Raw genomic sequence first — 17805 nt, forward strand, 5'->3', positions numbered from 1 at the left:
CCTAGCTTTTTTGGAAGGTCTGCAACAGGCTCAGTTTCTCTCTCGCCATCTTGAAGGATGGCGCCAGCTTCAATGTTTTGGTGAGCATGGCCTGCGCCTCCTGGTAGCGCCCCTGATCCAGCATGTTGAGCGCCTCGGAATACGCCATGGCGGCCTCCAGCGGTATCTCCTTGTGCCGCAACCGCTCGAGGTTCTCCTCTTCAACCTTGTTCACGGCAACATCCAGGTTTTCGCTCACCTTCAGGGCCAGCTTCTTGGCAAGATCCAGCACCTCGTCGGGCGGGCCCTCGACAAAATCGGTCTTGATGATCTCACTGGTCTCGGTCTTCACCAGCCGCACGTCGATGCGCAGTTTCTTCTCGAGCTTCATGAAGCTGCCGATCAACACCGATTGCGCGCCCAGCAGCTTGCCGACACGCACCGCAAAGTCGGGGTTGACCAGCGGCTGGCCCTGCACCGTGGCCTCGCTGCGCTGAATTTCCTCGAGAATGAACTGAATGCGCTCGCGCTCCACCACCTTGAGCTTGGTGAGCGTCGCGAGATTCGTGATCAAAAGGTCCGCCAGCCCCTTGCCGAGATTGGCCACCTTGTCGGCCTCGCTCAGCGAGTTGTTGTCGAAATCCAGAATCGCCAGCGTTTTGATGCCGGCATCGGTCATTTGCCAGTAATTGCCCAGCACCTGCTTCCGCGCCGTCAGCCAGCTCCGCATCACCGCCGGATGGCTCAAATAGGAATCGCGCGGCTCGTAGGTGGCATCGAGTTTTAGAATCTCCGCAAAACTGGTTTGCACCCGCGCTTCGTTTTGTTTCGCCACGTTGCAGAAAGCCAGGAACTCCCATGCCTCGACGCGATCCGACAGCGACAGCGTGGAAGTCGCGAGCAAGGTCTCCAGCAGGGTGATGGCCTCCTCGATGCGGCCGGCGCGAAAATGCGCCTTGGCCCGCTCCAACTCCTGATTCTCCGCGGCCAGCACCGGCAGCGCCACCAGCATCATCAGCAGAAACCCGCGGCCAAACGAGTGAACAAAGAAATACTTCATGGCATCAACTCCCTGGAATTTGTCTTGCCGGGAGGCACCTGCAACCGGCTGAGACAGTTCCGGTGTTCCTCCGTGGAACAACCGGACCGGAATAACGCATTGGTAATCAATTATCAAACTTTCGAAACGGTGACTGCAGTGGCCTGAATCATGCGAGATCGAGGGCAAAGCATATGCCACCAGGGAAGGAACGGCGAGCTTGCCGGGCTGCCAAATCAGGGGAGTGTGCCGGCGCTTCCCATCGGCTGAAAATGGAGTAGCGCCGCTGTCGTTGCAACCCTGCTGCGCTGTGCCAGGGGGCAAGTGCATGGTGTGCGTTGCCTTGCGCCCGATCGGATGACCGGCAGGAATCACCGGGCACGGCAAAGGCATTCGTCCGTGACGCAATTACTCTAAACATTTTTCAGAGAAAAGCAACCGCATTCTCGGCGGGGGAACAAGCTCTCGCTAGCGTGTGGAGTAGCGCAGCCAGCCCTGCCTGCCGAAAAGATGTCGGCATGGCGCCTTCACCCGTAACTCAGGCATTATGCGGGGGGAGTAAACCACTTCAGCCCCGGCGGCACGGCAGAGGAGGCGTCGGGATCAGACCCCAAAAATCGAAAAAGAAGTCTCACAAAAAGCGGGAAAATGTCTCGCCCACGAAAGCGAAATCCCACGGAAGAAAAGCTTTTTCGGGGGGTGTATTTTCGCGGGCGAGGGAAGGCGACGGTTTCTCCGCAATGACCCTGGCTTTTGATGCAGGACCCTGCCCTCGCAGCAGCCTGATCCCAAAAAAGTGCACAGGCGGGCGGCGTTTGACTTTGCAGAGAAAGTTGGCTATGTTGCGTTGTCCGTCAAAGCCTCACATCCGCGCAACGCTCATCGCTTTTTCACTCGAGAGGAAACCGCATGTTCCATCCCCATCTGCTGCAGAACAAATTCGCCCTGATCACTGGCGGCGGCTCGGGTCTGGGCCTGAGCATGGCCAAACGCTTCGCGGAACTGGGCGCGACGATCGCAGTCTGCGGCCGCAACGCCGACCGGCTCGCAAAGGCCGGGCAGGAAATCCAACAAGCCGGCAACGGCCGGGAAGCCATCACCTTCGTCTGCGACGTGCGCGATTATCAGGCGGTGGTGACCGCCATCGACACCCTGGTGGCACAGCACGGCCTGCCGGACATTCTGGTGAACAATGCCGCCGGCAATTTCCTCGCCGCCACCGAAGATCTGTCGCCGGGCGGCTTTGATGCCGTGGTCAAAATCGTACTTTACGGCACCTTCAATTGCACGCAGGTGCTGGGAAAAAAATGGATCGCCGCGCACCGCCGCGGCAGCATTCTCAACATCGTCACCACCTACGCCTGGAACGGCTCGGCGTTCGTCGTGCCCTCGGCGTGCGCCAAGGCCGGCGTGCTGGCGATGACCCGCTCGCTGGCAGTGGAATGGGCGGCATACGGCATCCGCCTGAATGCCATCGCGCCCGGGCCGTTTCCCACCGAAGGCGCGTGGCAGCGGCTGTTGCCCACCAAAGAAATCGCAGAGCAGGCGCGGCAGCGCATTCCTGCCGGCAGATTCGGCGAGCATCAGGAACTGGCGAATTTGGCGGTGTTTCTGGTGGCGGAGGGCGTGGATTTCATCACCGGCGAGGTGGTAACCATCGACGGCGGCGAGGCGCTCGCCGGTGCGGGGCAGTTTTCACAGTTCATTCAGCAGGACCGGGAGCAATTCAAGCGCCTGCTGGCGATGATGCGCGGCAAGTGATTAGTGTCCGTCCAGAAATTTATGAACCGCCCGGGCGTCCGGTGCCGCAGCGCTCGGGCGGGTTTGCATTTGCTCGAAGGTTGGCGAAGTCCGACTTGGGCAGATTCGCCTTGCCCAAGTCGGACTTCACTATTTCAGGAAGGTCATGCGTCGCGTTTCGACATAACCGTCGCCGATTTGCAGCCGGTAGAAGTAAACGCCGCCGGCCTGGCGCCGGCCCGCTTCATCCGAACCATGCCACACCACTTCATGCTCGCCCGCGTCCTGCTGCGCCTGCACCAGCCGTTTGATGCGTTCGCCGGCGAGGTTGTAAATGTCCAACACCACCATGGCGGGTTGCGCCAGGGTGTAGCGGATGGTGGTGGCGGGATTGAAGGGATTGGGATAATTCTGCGCCAACCGCGCCTGCGCGGGCAGAGGCGCAGCCGCAACCGCGGTGACGGGAATGGCCTTGAAGCGGTAGAGCCGGCCGTCGAAGGCGCAGAGATACAGTTCATTGTTCTGATCCACGCCAAACGAGGCAATGTTGAGATTGGTATCAATCAACAGGGAATTGTTGGGCGGGTTCACGCCGTCGTAACGCAGCGCCCAAATACGACCGGAGACGAAATCGCCGTAGATATAGGCGCCAACCAGCGGCGCGACGCGCGTGCCGCGATAGACATAGCCGCCGGTCACCGACGCACCACTGCTGCGGCCGTAATCCCAAATCGGCAGCGCCAGCCCGCTTTGATTGCAACCCGAGGGCGGGTCATAGCAATTTTTGCCCTCCATGATGCGCCAGCCGTAGTTTTTGCCTTTTTCCACAATGTCGATCTCTTCGCGGCTGTTTTGCCCGACGTCTGCCAGCCAGAGCCAGCCGGTTTGGGGGTCAAAGCTGAAACGCCAGGGATTGCGGAAGCCCCAGGCGAAAATTTCCTCGCGATAGCCGCTGGTGTTGCCGACGAAGGGATTGTCCGCCGGAATGCCGTAGTTGCGGCCGCCGGAGGGATTGTCGACGTCGATGCGCAGCAGGTCGCCGAGCAGGGTGCGACGATCCTGGCCGTTGTTTTGCGGATCCCCGCCCGAGCCGCCATCGCCCATGCCGATGTAGAGGTAACCATCATGTGGCCCGAAGGCGAGCTGTCCGCCGTTGTGATTTTCATAGGGCTGGTTGATGGTGAGCAGGATGAATTCACTGGCGGCCTCGGCACGGTTGGGATTGCCGGCGCTGACACGGTAGCGCGCGATCACCGTGCGGCGGGGATTGGCGGCGGTGTAGTTCACATAGAAAAAGCCGTTGCTCTCGTAGTTGGGATGAAACGCCAGACCGAGCAGCCCCTCTTCGTTGCCGCTGTCATTGACCCGGCCGCGAATATCGAGAAAGGTGTCGGCGGCGGCAACGCCGGGGGTGTGGGGAAACACGCGAATGACGCCGGCTTGCTCGACCACGAACAGCCGGTTGCTGCCATCGCCGGCATGTTGCAGATCGACCGGCCGGGTGAAAATCAGGTTGGGAAAGGCGATTTCCAATTCGTATTGTGCCCACAAGGGAGGCGCCAACCCCAGCAGGAGGCAGCCGACGGCCAGAGTGCATCCTGGTTTCATAAGTCTTGCTCCTTTCGCATGTTCAAAGCAGGGAGTGAAAGACAAGCCGGCAAATGTGGCGGCAATATAAAGCCGGGCAGCAGATTTTACAAGCAAAAGACCGGCCACAGGGCCATGCCTCATTTGGTTTCTTCCCATTTAATGGCTATTTTAAGACGGGCAAGTTTTCCTCCCATGGAAATGAAGTCGTACGGAAAAAGCGTTTTCGTGAGAATATTTCGCCCACGAAAGCGAAATCCCACGGAAAAAATTTTCAAAATTTTTCTGCTCCACCCTTGGGCTGGTTGGGCGCCGCGATCAAACCGGCGTTTCCCGTGGAGAGCATCAATCTGGGTGCAAAATTCAGGTTGAAAAATTGATGACATTGGACCTCGTGTCTGCGGCAGGATGCTTGCGCCGCTCCACACGTTACCGAGGGACTAAGAGTGCGCGGGCTTTTCGCCTGCGTGTGCATGATTTTTCATTTGTCGGTTCGAGGTGGAACTTTGCTGGAGAACAGCTCCATGACCAAACACATTCGCAAACCGGGCATTTTGGTGACCGGTGCCAATGGCGAAATGGGCCACGGCCTGCTGGGGCGCCTGGCAGAGCTCGGCACGCATCATCTCATCGCGCTCGATGTGCATCCGCTCGATGAGAATTTGAAACGGCTGTGCAGCGCCAGTATCACCGGCGACATTTTGGAGGCGCGCCTGCTGGAGCGCCTGCAAAGTGAGTTTGAAATTCATTGTGTCTATCATCTTGCGGCCCTGCTGTCCACGCGCGCGGAATTCACGCCGGAAGCGGCGCATCGCGTCAACGTGGAGGGCACCCTCAACTTGCTCAAGCTGGCGATCGAACAATCGCGCTGGCACGGCCGGGTGGTCAAGTTCATGTTTCCGAGTTCGATCGCGGTCTACGGCCTGCCCAGCCCGGCCGTGAAGAAAGCCGCGGGCAGGGTGAAGGAACACGAATGGACCCTGCCGACGACGATGTACGGCTGCAACAAACTCTACTGCGAGCATCTCGGCCGCTATTATGCCCGCCACTACCGCCAGCTCGCCGCCGACACGCTCAGCGGCGGCATCGACTTTCGCGCGCTGCGTTTCCCCGGCCTGATCAGCGCGGTCACCGTGCCCAGCGGCGGCACCAGCGACTATGCGCCCGAGATGCTGCACGCGGCAGCGCAGAACAAGCGCTACGCCTGCTTCGTGCGCGAAGATGTCCGCATTCCCTTCATGGCCATGCCGGATGCCATCACCGCGCTGCTGCGGCTGGAGGCGGCGCCGCGTGACAGCCTGACGCAGACGGTCTACAACGTCGGCAGCTTCAACCCGAGTGCCGGCGAAATCCGTCAGCGGGTGTTGCGCGAGTTCAAAAACGCGCAGATCGATTTCCTTCCCGATGACAAGCGCCAGGCCATCGTCGATTCCTGGCCGGAGGACGTGGACGACTCCGCCGCGCGTCGCGACTGGGGCTGGACGCCTGCTTATGATGAGGAACGCGCCTTCAGCGAATATTTGATTCCGGGCATCCGGGAGCGCTACCGCCACTGAGCCCCGGCACCGGCTTGACAGGCAACGAAATCATGTCAGCTTGCCGGCCATTGCTTGCCACGGCGGTGGCGGTGTCGCCGGCTTTTGCCGGACACGATCCTCATGCTCGCAGAAGTTCCGGCTGTTGAGCAAAAAACTTTCGTCCTGCGGTGGCACACCGTGAGAGTGGAACAAGCTGTGGCCGGGCAAGGGACGCAGGCCGTGTCGCATCCTCCCGCTGCGCCCGGCGTCGATCCCGCACGCTTCTCCCTCACGGGCAGCGGCGGCGCGACCAGACCCGGCGCAGACAACGCCACCGCAGCGGGTCGGGCTGCCAAGCGCGAAGATTGAAGATTTTGGAACGCAGGTTTCCTGCCTGCATGGATTGCAGATAATTTGCGTAACGTTTTCCCGAAAAGGAGTCATGACATGAAATCGCTTGTTGGGCGGCTTGCTGCTGCTCTGCTGGGTGGGGGTGTGATGATGCTTGCGTTGCCGGCCGCTGCGCTGGCGCAAAACGGCCAGGCCGGGCTGCACTTGCTGGCGGGCATTCCCCAGGGTGAGTTTGCTGACAATGTTGACCAGCCGGGTTGGGGCCTCTCCGGCCAGATTGGCTATGCGCCGCAAACCAATCCCTACTTCGTGGGGTTGGAAGTGGGATACCTGGTTTATGGCGACAAAAGCCGTTTTGTGCCCTTCAGCAGCACCATTCCCGATGTCATCGTCGAGGTCAACACCACCAACAACATCCTGACTGCGCATGCGCTGCTGCGGCTGCAATCGAATGTCGGCACGCTGCGGCCCTATGGCGAGGGCGTGTTCGGCTTGAACTATTTGTTCACGCGCACGACCATTCGAAATAGCGATTTTTTCACCGCCGAAGTGGCCGGCACCACCAACCAGGATGACGTTGCGCTGAGCTACGGCGGCGGCGGCGGGGTGATGCTGCGCGTGCACGAGTCCAGCAAACTCGGCCGCACCCGGGAAGTGTTGCTTGATTTGCGGCTGCGCTATCTGGTGGGCGGGGAGGCGGATTATCTCAATGAAGCGTCGCTGCGGCGGGAAGACGGCGGAATTGGCTATGCGGTCAAACGTTCCAAGACGGATCTTTTTACCATCCAGGTCGGTGCCGTCTTTCGTTTTTGAACGCCGGTTCTGTGGGGAGGCCGCGCCGGCGCGTGGCCTCCTCTCGAGACTTGAATTTTGCATGCTGGCTTGCTGTTGCCCGGAAGAAATGCCTTGTTCACAAAACTCCGTCAGGAGTGAACCGTTTATAGACATGGGAAGCTTGCGTGCCTTTAAACTCCGTCAGGAGTGGCCTGTCGAATTTCCCATGATCTGGCGCGGTCTTTTCGAGGAGAATTGAACAGGTCACTCCTCACGGAGTTTTGGGAAATGCAAGAAGCAGCCTCACTAAAAACAGTTCACTCCTACCGGAGTTGACGGCACGTTGGCCTGCAAAATTTTTTATGCCCCACCCCTTGGGTGGTTGGGCGTCGCGATGGCATCGGCGTTTCTCGCGGAGAGGCTCAATCCGGGTGCAACGTGCAAAATTCAGGTGAGAACGTTGTGTGGCAGGCAGAGAGATGAACGAAGACGCTCCGGTTGCAATCCCGATCGATGGTGTGCTCGATTTGCACACCTTCCGGCCGGCGGAAGTGAAGGCGCTGGTGACTGATTATCTCGCGGCCTGCCGGGAACGGGGTATTCTGCAGGTCCGCCTCATCCACGGCAAAGGCACGGGCGCACTGCGCGAAACCGTGCATGCGCTGTTGCGCAGGCTGCCGGAAGTCGTGTCGTTTCAGTTGGCGGATGCCAGCGGTGGCGGCTGGGGCGCGACGGTGGTGCATTTGCGGGAGATGCCCTCACCTTCTCCACCCACCCCGGACGGGGAAAATTGCAGCCAAACCATCACGGACAGCCATCGGCATTGTCATCCGGCAACGATGTCCTCCGTCCCGCGGGACCAATGCGGTTTTTGATCCTGCACATCCCGTCAACGCCCGCAAGGCAAGTCGGTTGACTTCGGGCTCATGGGCCGGGCGCTAGAGATTTTCCGCGACCAGCTCCGCCAGATCCTTGGTCTGCTCCACCGCGGCGTTGAGCATCATCTTGCACTCCGGGCAGGCGGTGATGAGTATTTTCGCGCCCGAGGCGGCAATCTCCTCCTTGCGGGTTTGATCGACGCGTTTGGCCACTTTCTGTTCGCGGGCAAAGCCGGCGCTGCCGCCACCGCAGCACAGTGAGCGCTCGCCGTGGCGCGGCAGTTCGGTGATTTGAAAACCGGCCTTGCGGATCACCTGCCGCGGGGCGGCGTAGACCTTCTCGTAGCGCCCGAGATAGCAGGGGTCGTGATAGGTCAGTCTTTTGCCATTGGCGGCAGACGGCTGCAACTGCAGCCTGCCGGCGGCAAGCAAATCGGTAATGAACTCGGAGTGATGCACGGCCGTCACGTTGAAATTGGGCGCGAGGGTGGGATACTCGCGCCGGAAGGTGTGCAGGCAATGCGGGCAGGGCGAGATTATTTTGCGCACGCCGTTGTGCTCGAAGGCTGCGAGGTTCGCGCGCGCCAGGGTTTGGAATTGCATCTCTTCACCCTGGCGGCGGGAGTGATGACCGCTGCAGTTTTCCTCCGCCAGCACGCCAAAGCTCACCTGTGCCTGCTTCAAAACCTTCGCCATCGCCGCCACACTGGAACGCATGTCGGTGTTATAGGACCAGACACAGCCGAGCCAGAGCAGGTATTCGGTTTTGCCCCTCTCGTAAAGCGGCAGTTCGAGTTCACGCAGCAGGCTGGCCCGCACTTCCTTGCGCGCCGCCAGCGGGTTGCCGTACTGCTCCACCTTTTCAAGAAACTCGGTGGCCACCATGCCGGTGCCGAGCGCGAGCGCCTGCGCGCGCTTGGCGCCGAGCAGCAGTTGCAGATGCTCGATGCCGACCGGACAGACATTCTCGCAGGCGCCGCAACTGGTGCATTGCCCCAGCTCGGTTGCGGTGATGATGCTGCCGATCACCGGCGTCTCCGGGGGCAGCGCGAGCGCGCGCCGGCCGGCGAGAATGAAACCGCGCGGATTCAGCTCCTGGCCGCTGTTCCACGCCGGGCACTGCTCGGTGCAGCGCTTGCATTCCACACAGGTGAGAAAATCCAGCCGCATTTTCCACGGTACATCCGCAACCGTCTCCAGCCCGAGTTTGACTTCATCGGTTTCAGCGAGCCTGTCCAGGTCGAGATTGAGCGGCAGATAATCGCCCAAACGGTGGGTGCGGAAAAAAATATCGCAAGGCGAGAGCAACAGGTGCAGGTGTTTGGAGCGCAGGATGAGCGAGGGAAAAATCAGGATGGTGAGCGTATGCGCCCACCAGTTTGCCTTGGCCAGCACCGGCTTTGCCTGGAAGCTGTTGAGGTAGGTGAGCATTAAAATCACGATGAAGAGGGCCACCAGCCCCGAGCTCCACGAGCGCGGATCCGGCGAAATTTTCACCAGCACAAAACGGCGGAAGGCCAGCCCGCTGATGCCGGCGGTCACCAGCACCGCCATCACCGCGATCACGGTTTTGAAGGTTGCGACCCGCTCGCCCAAAATAACCTTGAGAAACGGCACCCCGAAACCCTTGAGAAAGTGATCAATCGTCTCGGCGCCGAACAGGACGAAACCGAGAAACACCGCGAGATGCATGACGCCGACCACCGGCCGCGCCGCGATGACGCGCGTGTGCAGGAAAACTTCCTTGAACGTGCGCCACAGCCGGCTGCCGGGGCGGTCGGTGCGCACCCGGTCGGCGGCGCCGGCGCGAATTTGTTTGAGCCTGCGCGAGAAATCCCTGACAAACAACGCCACCGCCGCCAGCAGCAAAACCGCCAGCAAGATTTTTTCCCACGGCGCAAAGGTCATGGCCACTCCCTCAAGTTGTTCCACTGCCCTGGCTGATATGTTGTCAAACATCTCCCGCTGGAAGCCGCGCCCTCCCCGCCGGTAATGCCTGCATTACGTGTGGGGAGGTGCCGCAGCCATCTTGTTCAATGCTGCTAACTTTTTAGAAACGCACAACACTTGTTCTCACTGCGAAGGCGCCAAGTCCGCGAACAAGAGTACCCTCCTGAATTTTGTCTGCCAGCCCGCTGTTGCCCAGAAGAAATGACGTGTTCACAAAACGCCGTCAGGAGTGGCCTGTCAAAATGCTCCGGTTCGGGCGCGGTTTTTAAGAGAGCCAAACAGGTCACTCCTGCCGGAGTTGACCGCATGCTGGCCGGCAGAATTTTTTCTGTACCCTCCCCCGGGTGGTTGGGCGTCGCGATCCAACCGGTCAAACTTCGCGCGCTTTGCGGGCTACGCGGTTCTGAATAATTTTGGTCGGGGAGGCCTGCGCTCCGCCGCACGTTCCCGGGGGATTAGCCCGCCGGCGGCCGCCGCTGCATTTCAGCGATAGAAAATTTCGATATCCGAATAATCCGAATACCGTTTTTTGGGTTTGAAAAAACGCAGCAGAATGATGCCGATCACGAAGCCGCCGATGTGGGCGAACCAGGCCACGCCGCCGCCCTCGGTCGCGCCGAGGGTGGAAACGCCGGCGAAAAGCTGCAGCACGAACCATTGCCCCAACACCAAATACGCCGGCACGCGAAAGGTGGCAATGAAAATAACCGGCAACAGCACCAGCACCCGTGCGCGCGGGAAGCTTACGGCGTAGGCCCCGAGAATGCCCGAGATCGCGCCGCTGGCGCCCACCATCGGGATGGCGGAATCGGGCTGGGTCATGATATGCGCCAGCGCCGCACCCACTCCGCAGAGCGCATAGAAGAAGAGATAGCGCAACGAACCGAGCAGGTTTTCAACGTTGTCGCCGAAGATGAACAGATAAAGCATGTTGCCGAAAAGATGAAAGAAACCGCCATGCAGAAACATGGAGCTGAGCAGGCTCTCCATCTTTTCCCCCTGCAGGATGATTTGAGGGATGGCACCATAAGTGTCGATTAAGGCCTGGCCCGCAGATTGTGGCAGCGAGATTTGATGAACGAAGACGAGAACATTGGCGATGATCAGCAGGGTATTGATGATCGGGAAGGCCGTGCGGGGATTGTCATCTTTGAGAGGAATCATGAGTGCTCCTTCCGGCGGTGCACAGATGGCGCAACGGTGGACATGCGCAACCTACAGATGATTTTTTGAAAAGTCAAGCCGCCGGCTGCAACGGGGTCGGGGAATGGCATGGTGGTGTCGGGATCGACCGCCGGCGATTTGATTTTGCCGCCTGGCGGCTTCGGGAAATGCTTCGCCCACGAAAATGAAGTCCCGCGGAAAAAGATTTTATGAAGGCAAGGCGCGAGCTATTCATCCGCCGCTCATCCCGAAGCAGGTCGGCATGATGGTGGATGTACAGGTGGTGTTGGGGCGGGCCGTCGGATGTGATTCAGTGATTTTTCCACACCGCATAGACCAGCCACAACCAGCCGAACAAAAATGCCAGGCCGCCAAAGGGCGTGATCGCAGCCAACCATTTCATGCCGGTCACCGCCAGGAGGTACAAACTGCCGGAGAACAACAGCATGCCGAGCACGAAGCCCCAGCCCGCGGGTTGCAACGGGAGCGCGGGATAGTGGCTCTGCAGCAGCCCAAGCAGGAGCAGGGCGGTGGTGTGAAACATTTGATACTGCACCGCTTTTTCATAGATCTCCCGGCCATCCACATCGAGTGTCGCCTTCAAAGCGTGGGCGCCGAAGGCTCCCAATGCGACGCTGAGAAAGCCAGAGAGAGCAGCAAGCACCAGCCAGAGTTTTGCCATGGCATCTTCCGACTTAAGGATTGGTGAATTCTTTGTCCACAATGTGGATGGCCCCGGGATACTTCAGCGGCAGGCCGGCAACGGTTACGGTGGGCGTGGCGGCCAGGGTGAGGCGCGCGGCGTTGCCCTGCTTGCCGGCGATGGCGAGCGCGAGATTCAAAACTTCCATGTAGCCGCGCTCGCCGAAAAATTGATAGAGATCGAGCGACATGTGCAGCGGGATTATGGTGGCCTGGCCGGTGCCAGGGATTTCGATCGGGCCGCCGAGGTCGCCGGTGATCGTTTCCTGGTCATCGATCTTCAATGTCCACGCCAGCGCGGTGAGCACGGCGGTTTTTTGCGGGCTGCCACCGCTGCCGTCGTTGGGGTTTTTGGCGGCGACATTCAGCGTAAAGGACATGGGCAGGGATTTCTGTGCGAAGGCCGAGGTCAGCCGGATGCCATCCTGCAGATTCAAGGAGGCGGGATCATCGATCTTGGCCAGGCTCACGCCCGCGAGCGTGCCGGGCACGACGCCATCGAGTTTGAACTGCAGCCGTTTCACATTCAAGAGCGCGTCCTGCATTTGTTGCAGCGCGGCACACCCGGAGCAAGCCAGCAGAGCGACCACCCACAACAGGCGCCAGTGCCTGCGCCTGCTCCGAACTCGACTTCTCATGTTGTTCTCCTTCTTTGAATTTTTTGACAGGGCCGCGGCGCGGCCTGCCGGCCCAATTCAAGCGCGCCCGGAATCAGCCGGCATCGCCGGCAGGGATTTCACCAGCACCTTGTCGACGCGGTTGCCATCCATGTCCATGACTTCGAAGCGCAGACCCTCCCATTCGAAATATTCGCCGGGAGTGGGAATGCGCTCCATGTGCACCATGATGAAGCCGCCCAGGGTTTCGTAATCCCCGCGCTCCTCACCGGGCAGATCCGACAATTGGAAAAGCTGTTTGAATTCATCGATGGGAATGAAGCCGTCCACCAGCCAGGAGCCGTCTTCGCGCTGCACCACCCGGGGCTGCGCTGTCATCCCGAGATTGGGGACATCCCCAACGATCGCCTCCAGAATATCATTCAAAGTGAGCAGCCCCTGAATCTCGCCATATTCATCGATGGCGATCGCCAGGTGGGTGCGGGAGGTGCGAAACAGCTCGAGTACGCGCAGGACGCGCATTTTTTCATGCACGAAGAGCGGTTTGTGCATGACGGCCCGCAGATCCGGCGGCTGGCCGCTCAGGATGGTGGCCACCAAATCCTTCACCCGCACCACGCCGAGCAGATTGTCCAGGCTGCCCCGGCAAATGGGGAAGCGGGAGAAACCGCTGCTTACGATGCGGTTGCGCATTTCTTCGATGGCATCATCGGGATCGAGCCACACGATGTCGCTGCGGGGGGTCATCAGCGTGCTGACGCGGCGGTCGCCCAGGCGAAAGACGCGGTCGAGAATGTGATGCTCGGCCTCTTCGAACACGCCGGCTTCCGCGCCCTGATCGATCATCGCCAGCACTTCTTCTTCTGTCACCGGCGGTTCCGTGGAGGGTTTGATGCGAAACAGCCGCAGCACCGCATCGGTCGAGAAGCTCAGCAGACGGACCGCCGGGGAAGCGATCACCGACAGGCGCCGCATCGTGTAGGCCATGGCTGCGGCGATGCGCTCGGGGGAATGCAGCGCCACGCGCTTGGGCACCAGCTCTCCAAGAATGAGGGAGGCCAGGGTGATTCCCAAAACCACCAGGGCCAGCGCCGCGGATTCGCTGTGGTGTTGCAGCCATGGAATCAGATTCAGCGCCTGTTGCAGCTCGCTGGCGAGAGTGGCGCCGCCGAAGACGCCGGCAATGGTCCCGATCAAAGTGATGCCCACCTGCACCGTGGAGAGGAAGCGGTTGGGGTCGTTGGCCAGTTCGAGCGCGGCGGCGGCGCGTTCATTGCCCCCCTCCGCCAGTTGCTCCAGGCGGAGTTTGCGCACCGAAACCAGGGCGGTTTCCGACATCGCAAAGATGCCATTGAGCAGGATCAACAGGAAAATGATGAAGATTTCTAGCGCCATCCTCGCCCTCACAACAAGTGAATGCCATGCGACTATGATTTCAAGATAATCATGTTGAGCGGAGATTACAAGCCCGGCCTGCTTCCGCGTGCGCCGGCATGGGTTTGCCGGGGTGCCGGCCACATACTGCGCGATGAGTGCCGCGGGCACGTGCAGGGTGGCGCCGGAGGCGAGCATGCAAAGCTGCGCCGGCAGCGAGACGGTGGAAAGCACGGATGACAGGGCGGAGCGCGTTCACAAGGCATGCGCCAGGCGTGCCATCTCGTAGTAAATCGGGATGCCGAGGGTCAGGTTGAAGGGGAAGGTAATGCCGAGTGATGCGGTCAGACACAAGGTCGGATTGGCCTGGGGGACGGCGATATGCATGGCGGCGGGCGCCGCGATGTAGGAGGGACTGGCTGCCATGGTGGCCAGAACCACCGTTCCACCCTGGGAGAGGCCGGTCAGGGCACCCATCGCCGCGGAGAGCAGCGGCATGGTCACGCCAAAAAACAGAAGAAAAAGCCCGCAATGTCGCAGATCGACCAGCCGCTGCACAGCCACGATTCCCCTCTCCAGCAGGAAAAAAAAACGAGCGCGCCTGCTTGTCGTCCTGCTTGCAACCGGGTTGCAACGCTTCGGCCGGCTCAACTTTGAAAAGCCGGCTTCCAGCCGCGGCTTTTCCCGCCGGCCAGCGCGCTTTGAATCATGACGAACTCGCCGATATTGTCCATGGTCACCAGGCCGATTATTTTGCCCTGGTCCAGCACCGGCAGGGTGTGGCACTGGCAGTTTTGCAGCCGGGCCATCGCGCCTTCCAGCATTTCGTTGGCCTCCACGGTTTCGAACTCGCGCTGCATTACGTCACGCACCCTCGCGTCCTTGCCAAATTTGCCGAGCGCCATCAGCAAGTCGCCGCGGGTGAGCACGCCCACGACCCGGCCGTCGTCGACCACGGGGAAGTCCTGCTGCGAACCCGCCAGAATCAGCTCAATGGCGCGGTTGAGGGTGTCGTAGCTGGAGAGCATTTGGAAATCGGTGAGCATGGCCAGCTTCACCGGAATGCCGCCCACCGCGGTTTTCATCTGCACCATGCCGGCTTCCTGCGCGGCGCCGATCCACACGAAGAAGGCGATGAACAGCAGAAAGGGGTTGGTAAACAATCCGATGAAGCCGAACAGGAAGGCCATGCCCTGGCCGATGCCCGCGGCAATTTGCGTCGCGCGCGCGTAGCCGGCGCGGGTGGCGAGCAGAGCGCGCAAAACGCGGCCGCCGTCCATCGGGAAGGCCGGCAGCATGTTGAACAGAACCAGCCAGACATTCACGATCATCAGCCGTTCCAGGAACGAGCCGCTGGTGACGGTGAGACCGGCGAACGGTTCGAAGGTGTTGGTTGCCTGCAGCCACACGAACAGGGCGAGGGCGATCACCACGTTCACTGCCGGCCCGGCCAGCGCGACCCACAATTCCTGGCGGGGATCATCCGGCATGCGTTCCAGCCGGGCGACGCCGCCGATGGGTAGCAGGGTGATGTCGCGTGTTTTGATGCCGTATTTCTTCGCGGTGAGGGCGTGGCCAAATTCATGCAGCAGCACGCAAGCGAAGAGTGCCAGAATGAAGCCGACACCGGAGACCAGCATCGCCAGGCTGTAGCCCTGCAGCCAGTGCATCACGGCAATGAAGCCGATCAACAACAGGAAGGTGGTGTGGAGGTAAACACTGATGCCGAAGAATTCTCCGATTTTCCATGACCATTTCATATGCCTCTCTCCTTTGCAACAAGTTCCACCGGGTTCAAACGCCTTCTGCCGGGCCGTGCTGCCGCCGGTGCCAGGCATGAGCCGCCAGCAGGATCAACGTGAGCGCGACCAGGGGCGTTACGTATTTGAACAGAATCAGACTGAATGCCTCGACCCGATCATGGCCGGTGGCATCCAGGATCAAATACAGCGTGTAGGCCAGATAACAAGCAAAGAGCAGCGCACCCTCGCGGCGGCCGATGCGGAAGCCGGTGAAGAAGACCGGCAGGCAGGCGAATGCCACTGCCATCATCACCGGAATATCGAACCGCAACGCCGCCGGTGGGACTTTCACCCCGTGCGGCGCGAACAGGCTGGCCAGCCCGAGCACGGCGAGAAGGTTGAAAATGTTGCTGCCCACCACATTGCCGACCGCGATATCGCGCTCTCTGCGCAGGCTGGCAATGATCGAGGTCGCCACCTCCGGCAGGGAGGTGCCGGCCGCAATGATCGTGAGGCCGATGATCAGCTCGCTCAAACCCAGCGCCTGCGCCACGACAACCGCGCCCTCGACCAGCCAGCGCGAGCCCAGCACCAGCAGGCCCAGGCCGGCAATGATCAGGGCGAGATTCACCAACCATTGCGGGGAACGGCTGCGCGCGCCGTACTGCCGTTCATATTCCTCTTTGACCGGCTGCTTCTCCCGGCGACTCTGGCGGATCGCCCAGACAACATAAACGACATTGATTGAAAACAGCAGCAGCCCGTCCAGGCGGCTCAGTCTGCCGTCCAGCGCCAGCAACAACACCAGCAAGGAAACTGCGATCATCAGCGGCACTTCATAGCGAATGAGCTGCTGCGACACCACCAGCGGCGTGATGATGGCGGCGAGGCCGAGAAGGAACAGCACGTTGAAAATATTGCTGCCAACCACGTTGCCCAGCGCGAGATCCGCCTGTCCGCTCAAGCCGGCGTGGATGCTCACCGCCAGTTCCGCAGAACCGGTGCCGTAGGCCACCACCGTCAGTCCGATCACCAGCGGCGAAATGCCCAGCGCCGCTGCCAAGCGCGAAGAGCCTTTTACCAGGGCCTCGGCACCGACGATCAACAGAACCAAACCCAGGACGAACAGCAGCAAAACCATCATGCTCATGAATCGCATCGTCTCCCAAAATATTGGTGAAGCCACACCACCTGGCACCGTCTTGCATACCGTCCTGTCTGCCACGCTTGTCTGCGCCGCTTCAGGCTGCCGGCGGTGAATCGCCGGGCGGGGCAGAGCCTGCCGCCTCCTGCCGGTCACACGTCACACTGGCGAGCTGCTGCTGCTCATGATCATAGCGGCCTTTCAGTTCATCCCAGCGGGTTCCCCGCCACAGGCCGGGGCCGGCGAGATAGGCGGCCCGGCCGATTTTATGCGCCGCCACCGGTGCGGTCAGGATCAAAAAGACGACGATGGCGATGATGCGCGCGCTGATGGCAAAATCAGCGAAGTGCAGGGCTGCTCCCAGCAGCACGCAAATGACACCCAGCGTGGCTGCTTTGGAGATGGCGGACATGCGCAAATAGAGGTCGGGCATGCGCAGAACGCCGACCGCGGCGAGCAGCATGAAAACCGCACCGGTGAGCATGAGCATCAAACTAAACAGATCTGCCATCCTCGGATCGCCTCCTTTCCACATATGCCGCAAATGCGAGTATGCCCACGAAGGACAGCAAGGCCACGACGATCGCCACGTCGAGATACACCGGCTGCCCGGCGCCCACGCCATAAGCCGCGATGATGCCGATGCCGATGGTGGTGATCAAATCGAGGGCGACCACGCGGTCGGGCAGGCTCGGGCCGGCCAGCAGGCGAATGAAAGCCAGCACGATCGCCAGGCCAAGCACCGGCATGATGAACAGGAAGATGATTGACTGCAAATTCATCCGAACACCTCCCGAATACGCCGTTCAAAGCCCTGCTTGGTGTCCCGCCGGAACTGTTCAGGATCTTTCAGGTGCATGGCGTGCACGTAAAGCACGCGCCGATCGGAGGAAACATCCAGGCTCATGGTGCCCGGCGTCAGCGTGATCAAATTCGCCAGCAGCGTGATTTCCGCATCGGTTTTGACCTCCAGGGGGATCGCTACGATGCCGGGCTGCAGGCGCCGCAGCGGCGACAGCATGCTGATCGCAACCCGGACGTTGGCGACGACCACCTTCCAGATAAAAAAGAGCAACAATCCGAGCACGCGCGGCACTTTCACGAAATACTGTTCGGCGCCCAAATGGCCGCGCCCCAGCCAGAGCAGCAAATAGCCCAGGCCGAAGCCGAAGAAGAAATTGACCGGGCTCCAGCCGCCGGTCAGCGCGACCCAAACGAGCGCCAAAAAGACATTGAGCAGCAGCATT

Annotated in this window: 17 protein-coding genes and 2 pseudogenes; 6 read left to right on the forward strand and 13 right to left on the reverse strand. The window is 60.6% G+C overall.

Features of this window, described 5'->3' with window-relative positions; all coding sequences use genetic code 11:
* Position 1: 1 nt before the first annotated feature.
* On the reverse strand, positions 2 to 1039 hold the full coding sequence (locus ONB52_16815) for a tetratricopeptide repeat protein (protein ID MDZ7417798.1): 1038 nt from the start codon (positions 1037 to 1039) through the stop codon (positions 2 to 4).
* An 888-nt stretch (positions 1040 to 1927) separates the two neighbouring features.
* Here ONB52_16815 and ONB52_16820 point away from each other — a divergent pair.
* On the forward strand, positions 1928 to 2779 hold the full coding sequence (locus tag ONB52_16820) for an SDR family oxidoreductase (protein ID MDZ7417799.1): 852 nt from the start codon (positions 1928 to 1930) through the stop codon (positions 2777 to 2779).
* A 129-nt stretch (positions 2780 to 2908) separates the two neighbouring features.
* Here the strand turns inward: ONB52_16820 and ONB52_16825 are convergent, their stop codons facing one another.
* The gene (locus ONB52_16825) at positions 2909 to 4366 is read right to left on the reverse strand and encodes a PQQ-dependent sugar dehydrogenase (protein ID MDZ7417800.1); all 1458 of its coding nucleotides are present in this window, start codon (positions 4364 to 4366) and stop codon (positions 2909 to 2911) included.
* Positions 4367 to 4419: 53 nt separating this feature from the next.
* Between ONB52_16825 and ONB52_16830 the strand changes: the two genes are divergently transcribed.
* From ONB52_16830 to ONB52_16850, 5 genes and pseudogenes are all read left to right on the forward strand, one after another.
* Positions 4420 to 4725 (forward strand): hypothetical protein, encoded by a 306-nt coding sequence (locus ONB52_16830; GenBank protein ID MDZ7417801.1) that lies wholly within the window; start codon positions 4420 to 4422, stop codon positions 4723 to 4725.
* Positions 4726 to 4869: 144 nt separating this feature from the next.
* On the forward strand, positions 4870 to 5901 hold the full coding sequence (locus ONB52_16835) for an NAD-dependent epimerase/dehydratase family protein (protein MDZ7417802.1): 1032 nt from the start codon (positions 4870 to 4872) through the stop codon (positions 5899 to 5901).
* A gap of 201 nt (positions 5902 to 6102) precedes the next feature.
* Positions 6103 to 6231 carry a hypothetical protein gene (locus tag ONB52_16840; protein MDZ7417803.1) on the forward strand — a complete coding sequence of 43 codons (129 nt, stop codon included), beginning with the start codon at positions 6103 to 6105 and terminating at the stop codon, positions 6229 to 6231.
* A gap of 78 nt (positions 6232 to 6309) precedes the next feature.
* On the forward strand, positions 6310 to 7026 hold the full coding sequence (locus ONB52_16845) for an outer membrane beta-barrel protein (GenBank protein MDZ7417804.1): 717 nt from the start codon (positions 6310 to 6312) through the stop codon (positions 7024 to 7026).
* Between the two features lie 440 nt (positions 7027 to 7466).
* A pseudogene (locus ONB52_16850) lies at positions 7467 to 7736 on the forward strand (Smr/MutS family protein).
* A gap of 189 nt (positions 7737 to 7925) precedes the next feature.
* Here ONB52_16850 and ONB52_16855 read toward each other — a convergent pair.
* The 11 genes and pseudogenes from ONB52_16855 to ONB52_16905 form a co-directional block, all read right to left on the reverse strand.
* Complete coding sequence (locus ONB52_16855) at positions 7926 to 9773, reverse strand: (Fe-S)-binding protein (protein ID MDZ7417805.1); 1848 nt, start codon at positions 9771 to 9773, stop codon at positions 7926 to 7928.
* Between the two features lie 525 nt (positions 9774 to 10298).
* The gene (locus ONB52_16860) at positions 10299 to 10979 is read right to left on the reverse strand and encodes a rhomboid family intramembrane serine protease (protein MDZ7417806.1); all 681 of its coding nucleotides are present in this window, start codon (positions 10977 to 10979) and stop codon (positions 10299 to 10301) included.
* A gap of 310 nt (positions 10980 to 11289) precedes the next feature.
* Positions 11290 to 11661, reverse strand: a complete 372-nt coding sequence (locus ONB52_16865) for a DUF423 domain-containing protein (protein ID MDZ7417807.1) — start codon at positions 11659 to 11661, stop codon at positions 11290 to 11292.
* Positions 11662 to 11674: 13 nt separating this feature from the next.
* The gene (locus ONB52_16870) at positions 11675 to 12319 is read right to left on the reverse strand and encodes a hypothetical protein (protein ID MDZ7417808.1); all 645 of its coding nucleotides are present in this window, start codon (positions 12317 to 12319) and stop codon (positions 11675 to 11677) included.
* Positions 12320 to 12376: 57 nt separating this feature from the next.
* Complete coding sequence (locus tag ONB52_16875) at positions 12377 to 13693, reverse strand: hemolysin family protein (GenBank protein MDZ7417809.1); 1317 nt, start codon at positions 13691 to 13693, stop codon at positions 12377 to 12379.
* Between the two features lie 234 nt (positions 13694 to 13927).
* Positions 13928 to 14257 (reverse strand): annotated as a pseudogene (locus ONB52_16880) (sodium-dependent bicarbonate transport family permease).
* 62 nt (positions 14258 to 14319) lie between these two features.
* Positions 14320 to 15432 carry a site-2 protease family protein gene (locus ONB52_16885; protein ID MDZ7417810.1) on the reverse strand — a complete coding sequence of 371 codons (1113 nt, stop codon included), beginning with the start codon at positions 15430 to 15432 and terminating at the stop codon, positions 14320 to 14322.
* Between the two features lie 34 nt (positions 15433 to 15466).
* A complete protein-coding gene (locus tag ONB52_16890; GenBank protein MDZ7417811.1) occupies positions 15467 to 16564 on the reverse strand; it encodes a calcium/sodium antiporter in 1098 nt (365 codons plus the stop codon).
* Between the two features lie 91 nt (positions 16565 to 16655).
* On the reverse strand, positions 16656 to 17069 hold the full coding sequence (gene mnhG, locus ONB52_16895) for a monovalent cation/H(+) antiporter subunit G (GenBank protein MDZ7417812.1): 414 nt from the start codon (positions 17067 to 17069) through the stop codon (positions 16656 to 16658).
* On the reverse strand, positions 17053 to 17340 hold the full coding sequence (locus ONB52_16900) for a cation:proton antiporter (GenBank protein ID MDZ7417813.1): 288 nt from the start codon (positions 17338 to 17340) through the stop codon (positions 17053 to 17055). The genes mnhG and ONB52_16900 overlap by 17 nt, the downstream gene beginning before the upstream one ends.
* Positions 17337 to 17804, reverse strand: a complete 468-nt coding sequence (locus ONB52_16905) for a Na+/H+ antiporter subunit E (protein MDZ7417814.1) — start codon at positions 17802 to 17804, stop codon at positions 17337 to 17339. Before ONB52_16905 ends, ONB52_16900 begins: the two co-directional genes overlap by 4 nt.
* Position 17805: the final 1 nt, after the last annotated feature.

The sequence above is a fragment of the candidate division KSB1 bacterium genome (assembly GCA_034506255.1).
GTDB lineage: Bacteria > Zhuqueibacterota > Zhuqueibacteria > Zhuqueibacterales > Zhuqueibacteraceae > Coneutiohabitans > Coneutiohabitans thermophilus.

Excerpts from the sequence above, each read along its gene's own strand:
- ONB52_16815 (MDZ7417798.1), bottom strand. The coding sequence starts at position 1,039 with ATGAAGTATTTCTTTGTTCACTCGTTTGGCCGCGGGTTTCTGCTGATG.
- ONB52_16820 (MDZ7417799.1), top strand. The coding sequence starts at position 1,928 with ATGTTCCATCCCCATCTGCTGCAGAACAAATTCGCCCTGATCACTGGC.
- ONB52_16825 (MDZ7417800.1), bottom strand. The coding sequence starts at position 4,366 with ATGAAACCAGGATGCACTCTGGCCGTCGGCTGCCTCCTGCTGGGGTTG.
- ONB52_16830 (MDZ7417801.1), top strand. The coding sequence starts at position 4,420 with ATGTGGCGGCAATATAAAGCCGGGCAGCAGATTTTACAAGCAAAAGAC.
- ONB52_16835 (MDZ7417802.1), top strand. The coding sequence starts at position 4,870 with ATGACCAAACACATTCGCAAACCGGGCATTTTGGTGACCGGTGCCAAT.
- ONB52_16845 (MDZ7417804.1), top strand. The coding sequence starts at position 6,310 with ATGAAATCGCTTGTTGGGCGGCTTGCTGCTGCTCTGCTGGGTGGGGGT.
- ONB52_16855 (MDZ7417805.1), bottom strand. The coding sequence starts at position 9,773 with ATGACCTTTGCGCCGTGGGAAAAAATCTTGCTGGCGGTTTTGCTGCTG.
- ONB52_16860 (MDZ7417806.1), bottom strand. The coding sequence starts at position 10,979 with ATGATTCCTCTCAAAGATGACAATCCCCGCACGGCCTTCCCGATCATC.
- ONB52_16865 (MDZ7417807.1), bottom strand. The coding sequence starts at position 11,661 with ATGGCAAAACTCTGGCTGGTGCTTGCTGCTCTCTCTGGCTTTCTCAGC.
- ONB52_16870 (MDZ7417808.1), bottom strand. The coding sequence starts at position 12,319 with ATGAGAAGTCGAGTTCGGAGCAGGCGCAGGCACTGGCGCCTGTTGTGG.
- ONB52_16875 (MDZ7417809.1), bottom strand. The coding sequence starts at position 13,693 with ATGGCGCTAGAAATCTTCATCATTTTCCTGTTGATCCTGCTCAATGGC.
- ONB52_16885 (MDZ7417810.1), bottom strand. The coding sequence starts at position 15,432 with ATGAAATGGTCATGGAAAATCGGAGAATTCTTCGGCATCAGTGTTTAC.
- ONB52_16890 (MDZ7417811.1), bottom strand. The coding sequence starts at position 16,564 with ATGAGCATGATGGTTTTGCTGCTGTTCGTCCTGGGTTTGGTTCTGTTG.
- mnhG (MDZ7417812.1), bottom strand. The coding sequence starts at position 17,069 with ATGGCAGATCTGTTTAGTTTGATGCTCATGCTCACCGGTGCGGTTTTC.
- ONB52_16900 (MDZ7417813.1), bottom strand. The coding sequence starts at position 17,340 with ATGAATTTGCAGTCAATCATCTTCCTGTTCATCATGCCGGTGCTTGGC.
- ONB52_16905 (MDZ7417814.1), bottom strand. The coding sequence starts at position 17,804 with ATGCTGCTGCTCAATGTCTTTTTGGCGCTCGTTTGGGTCGCGCTGACC.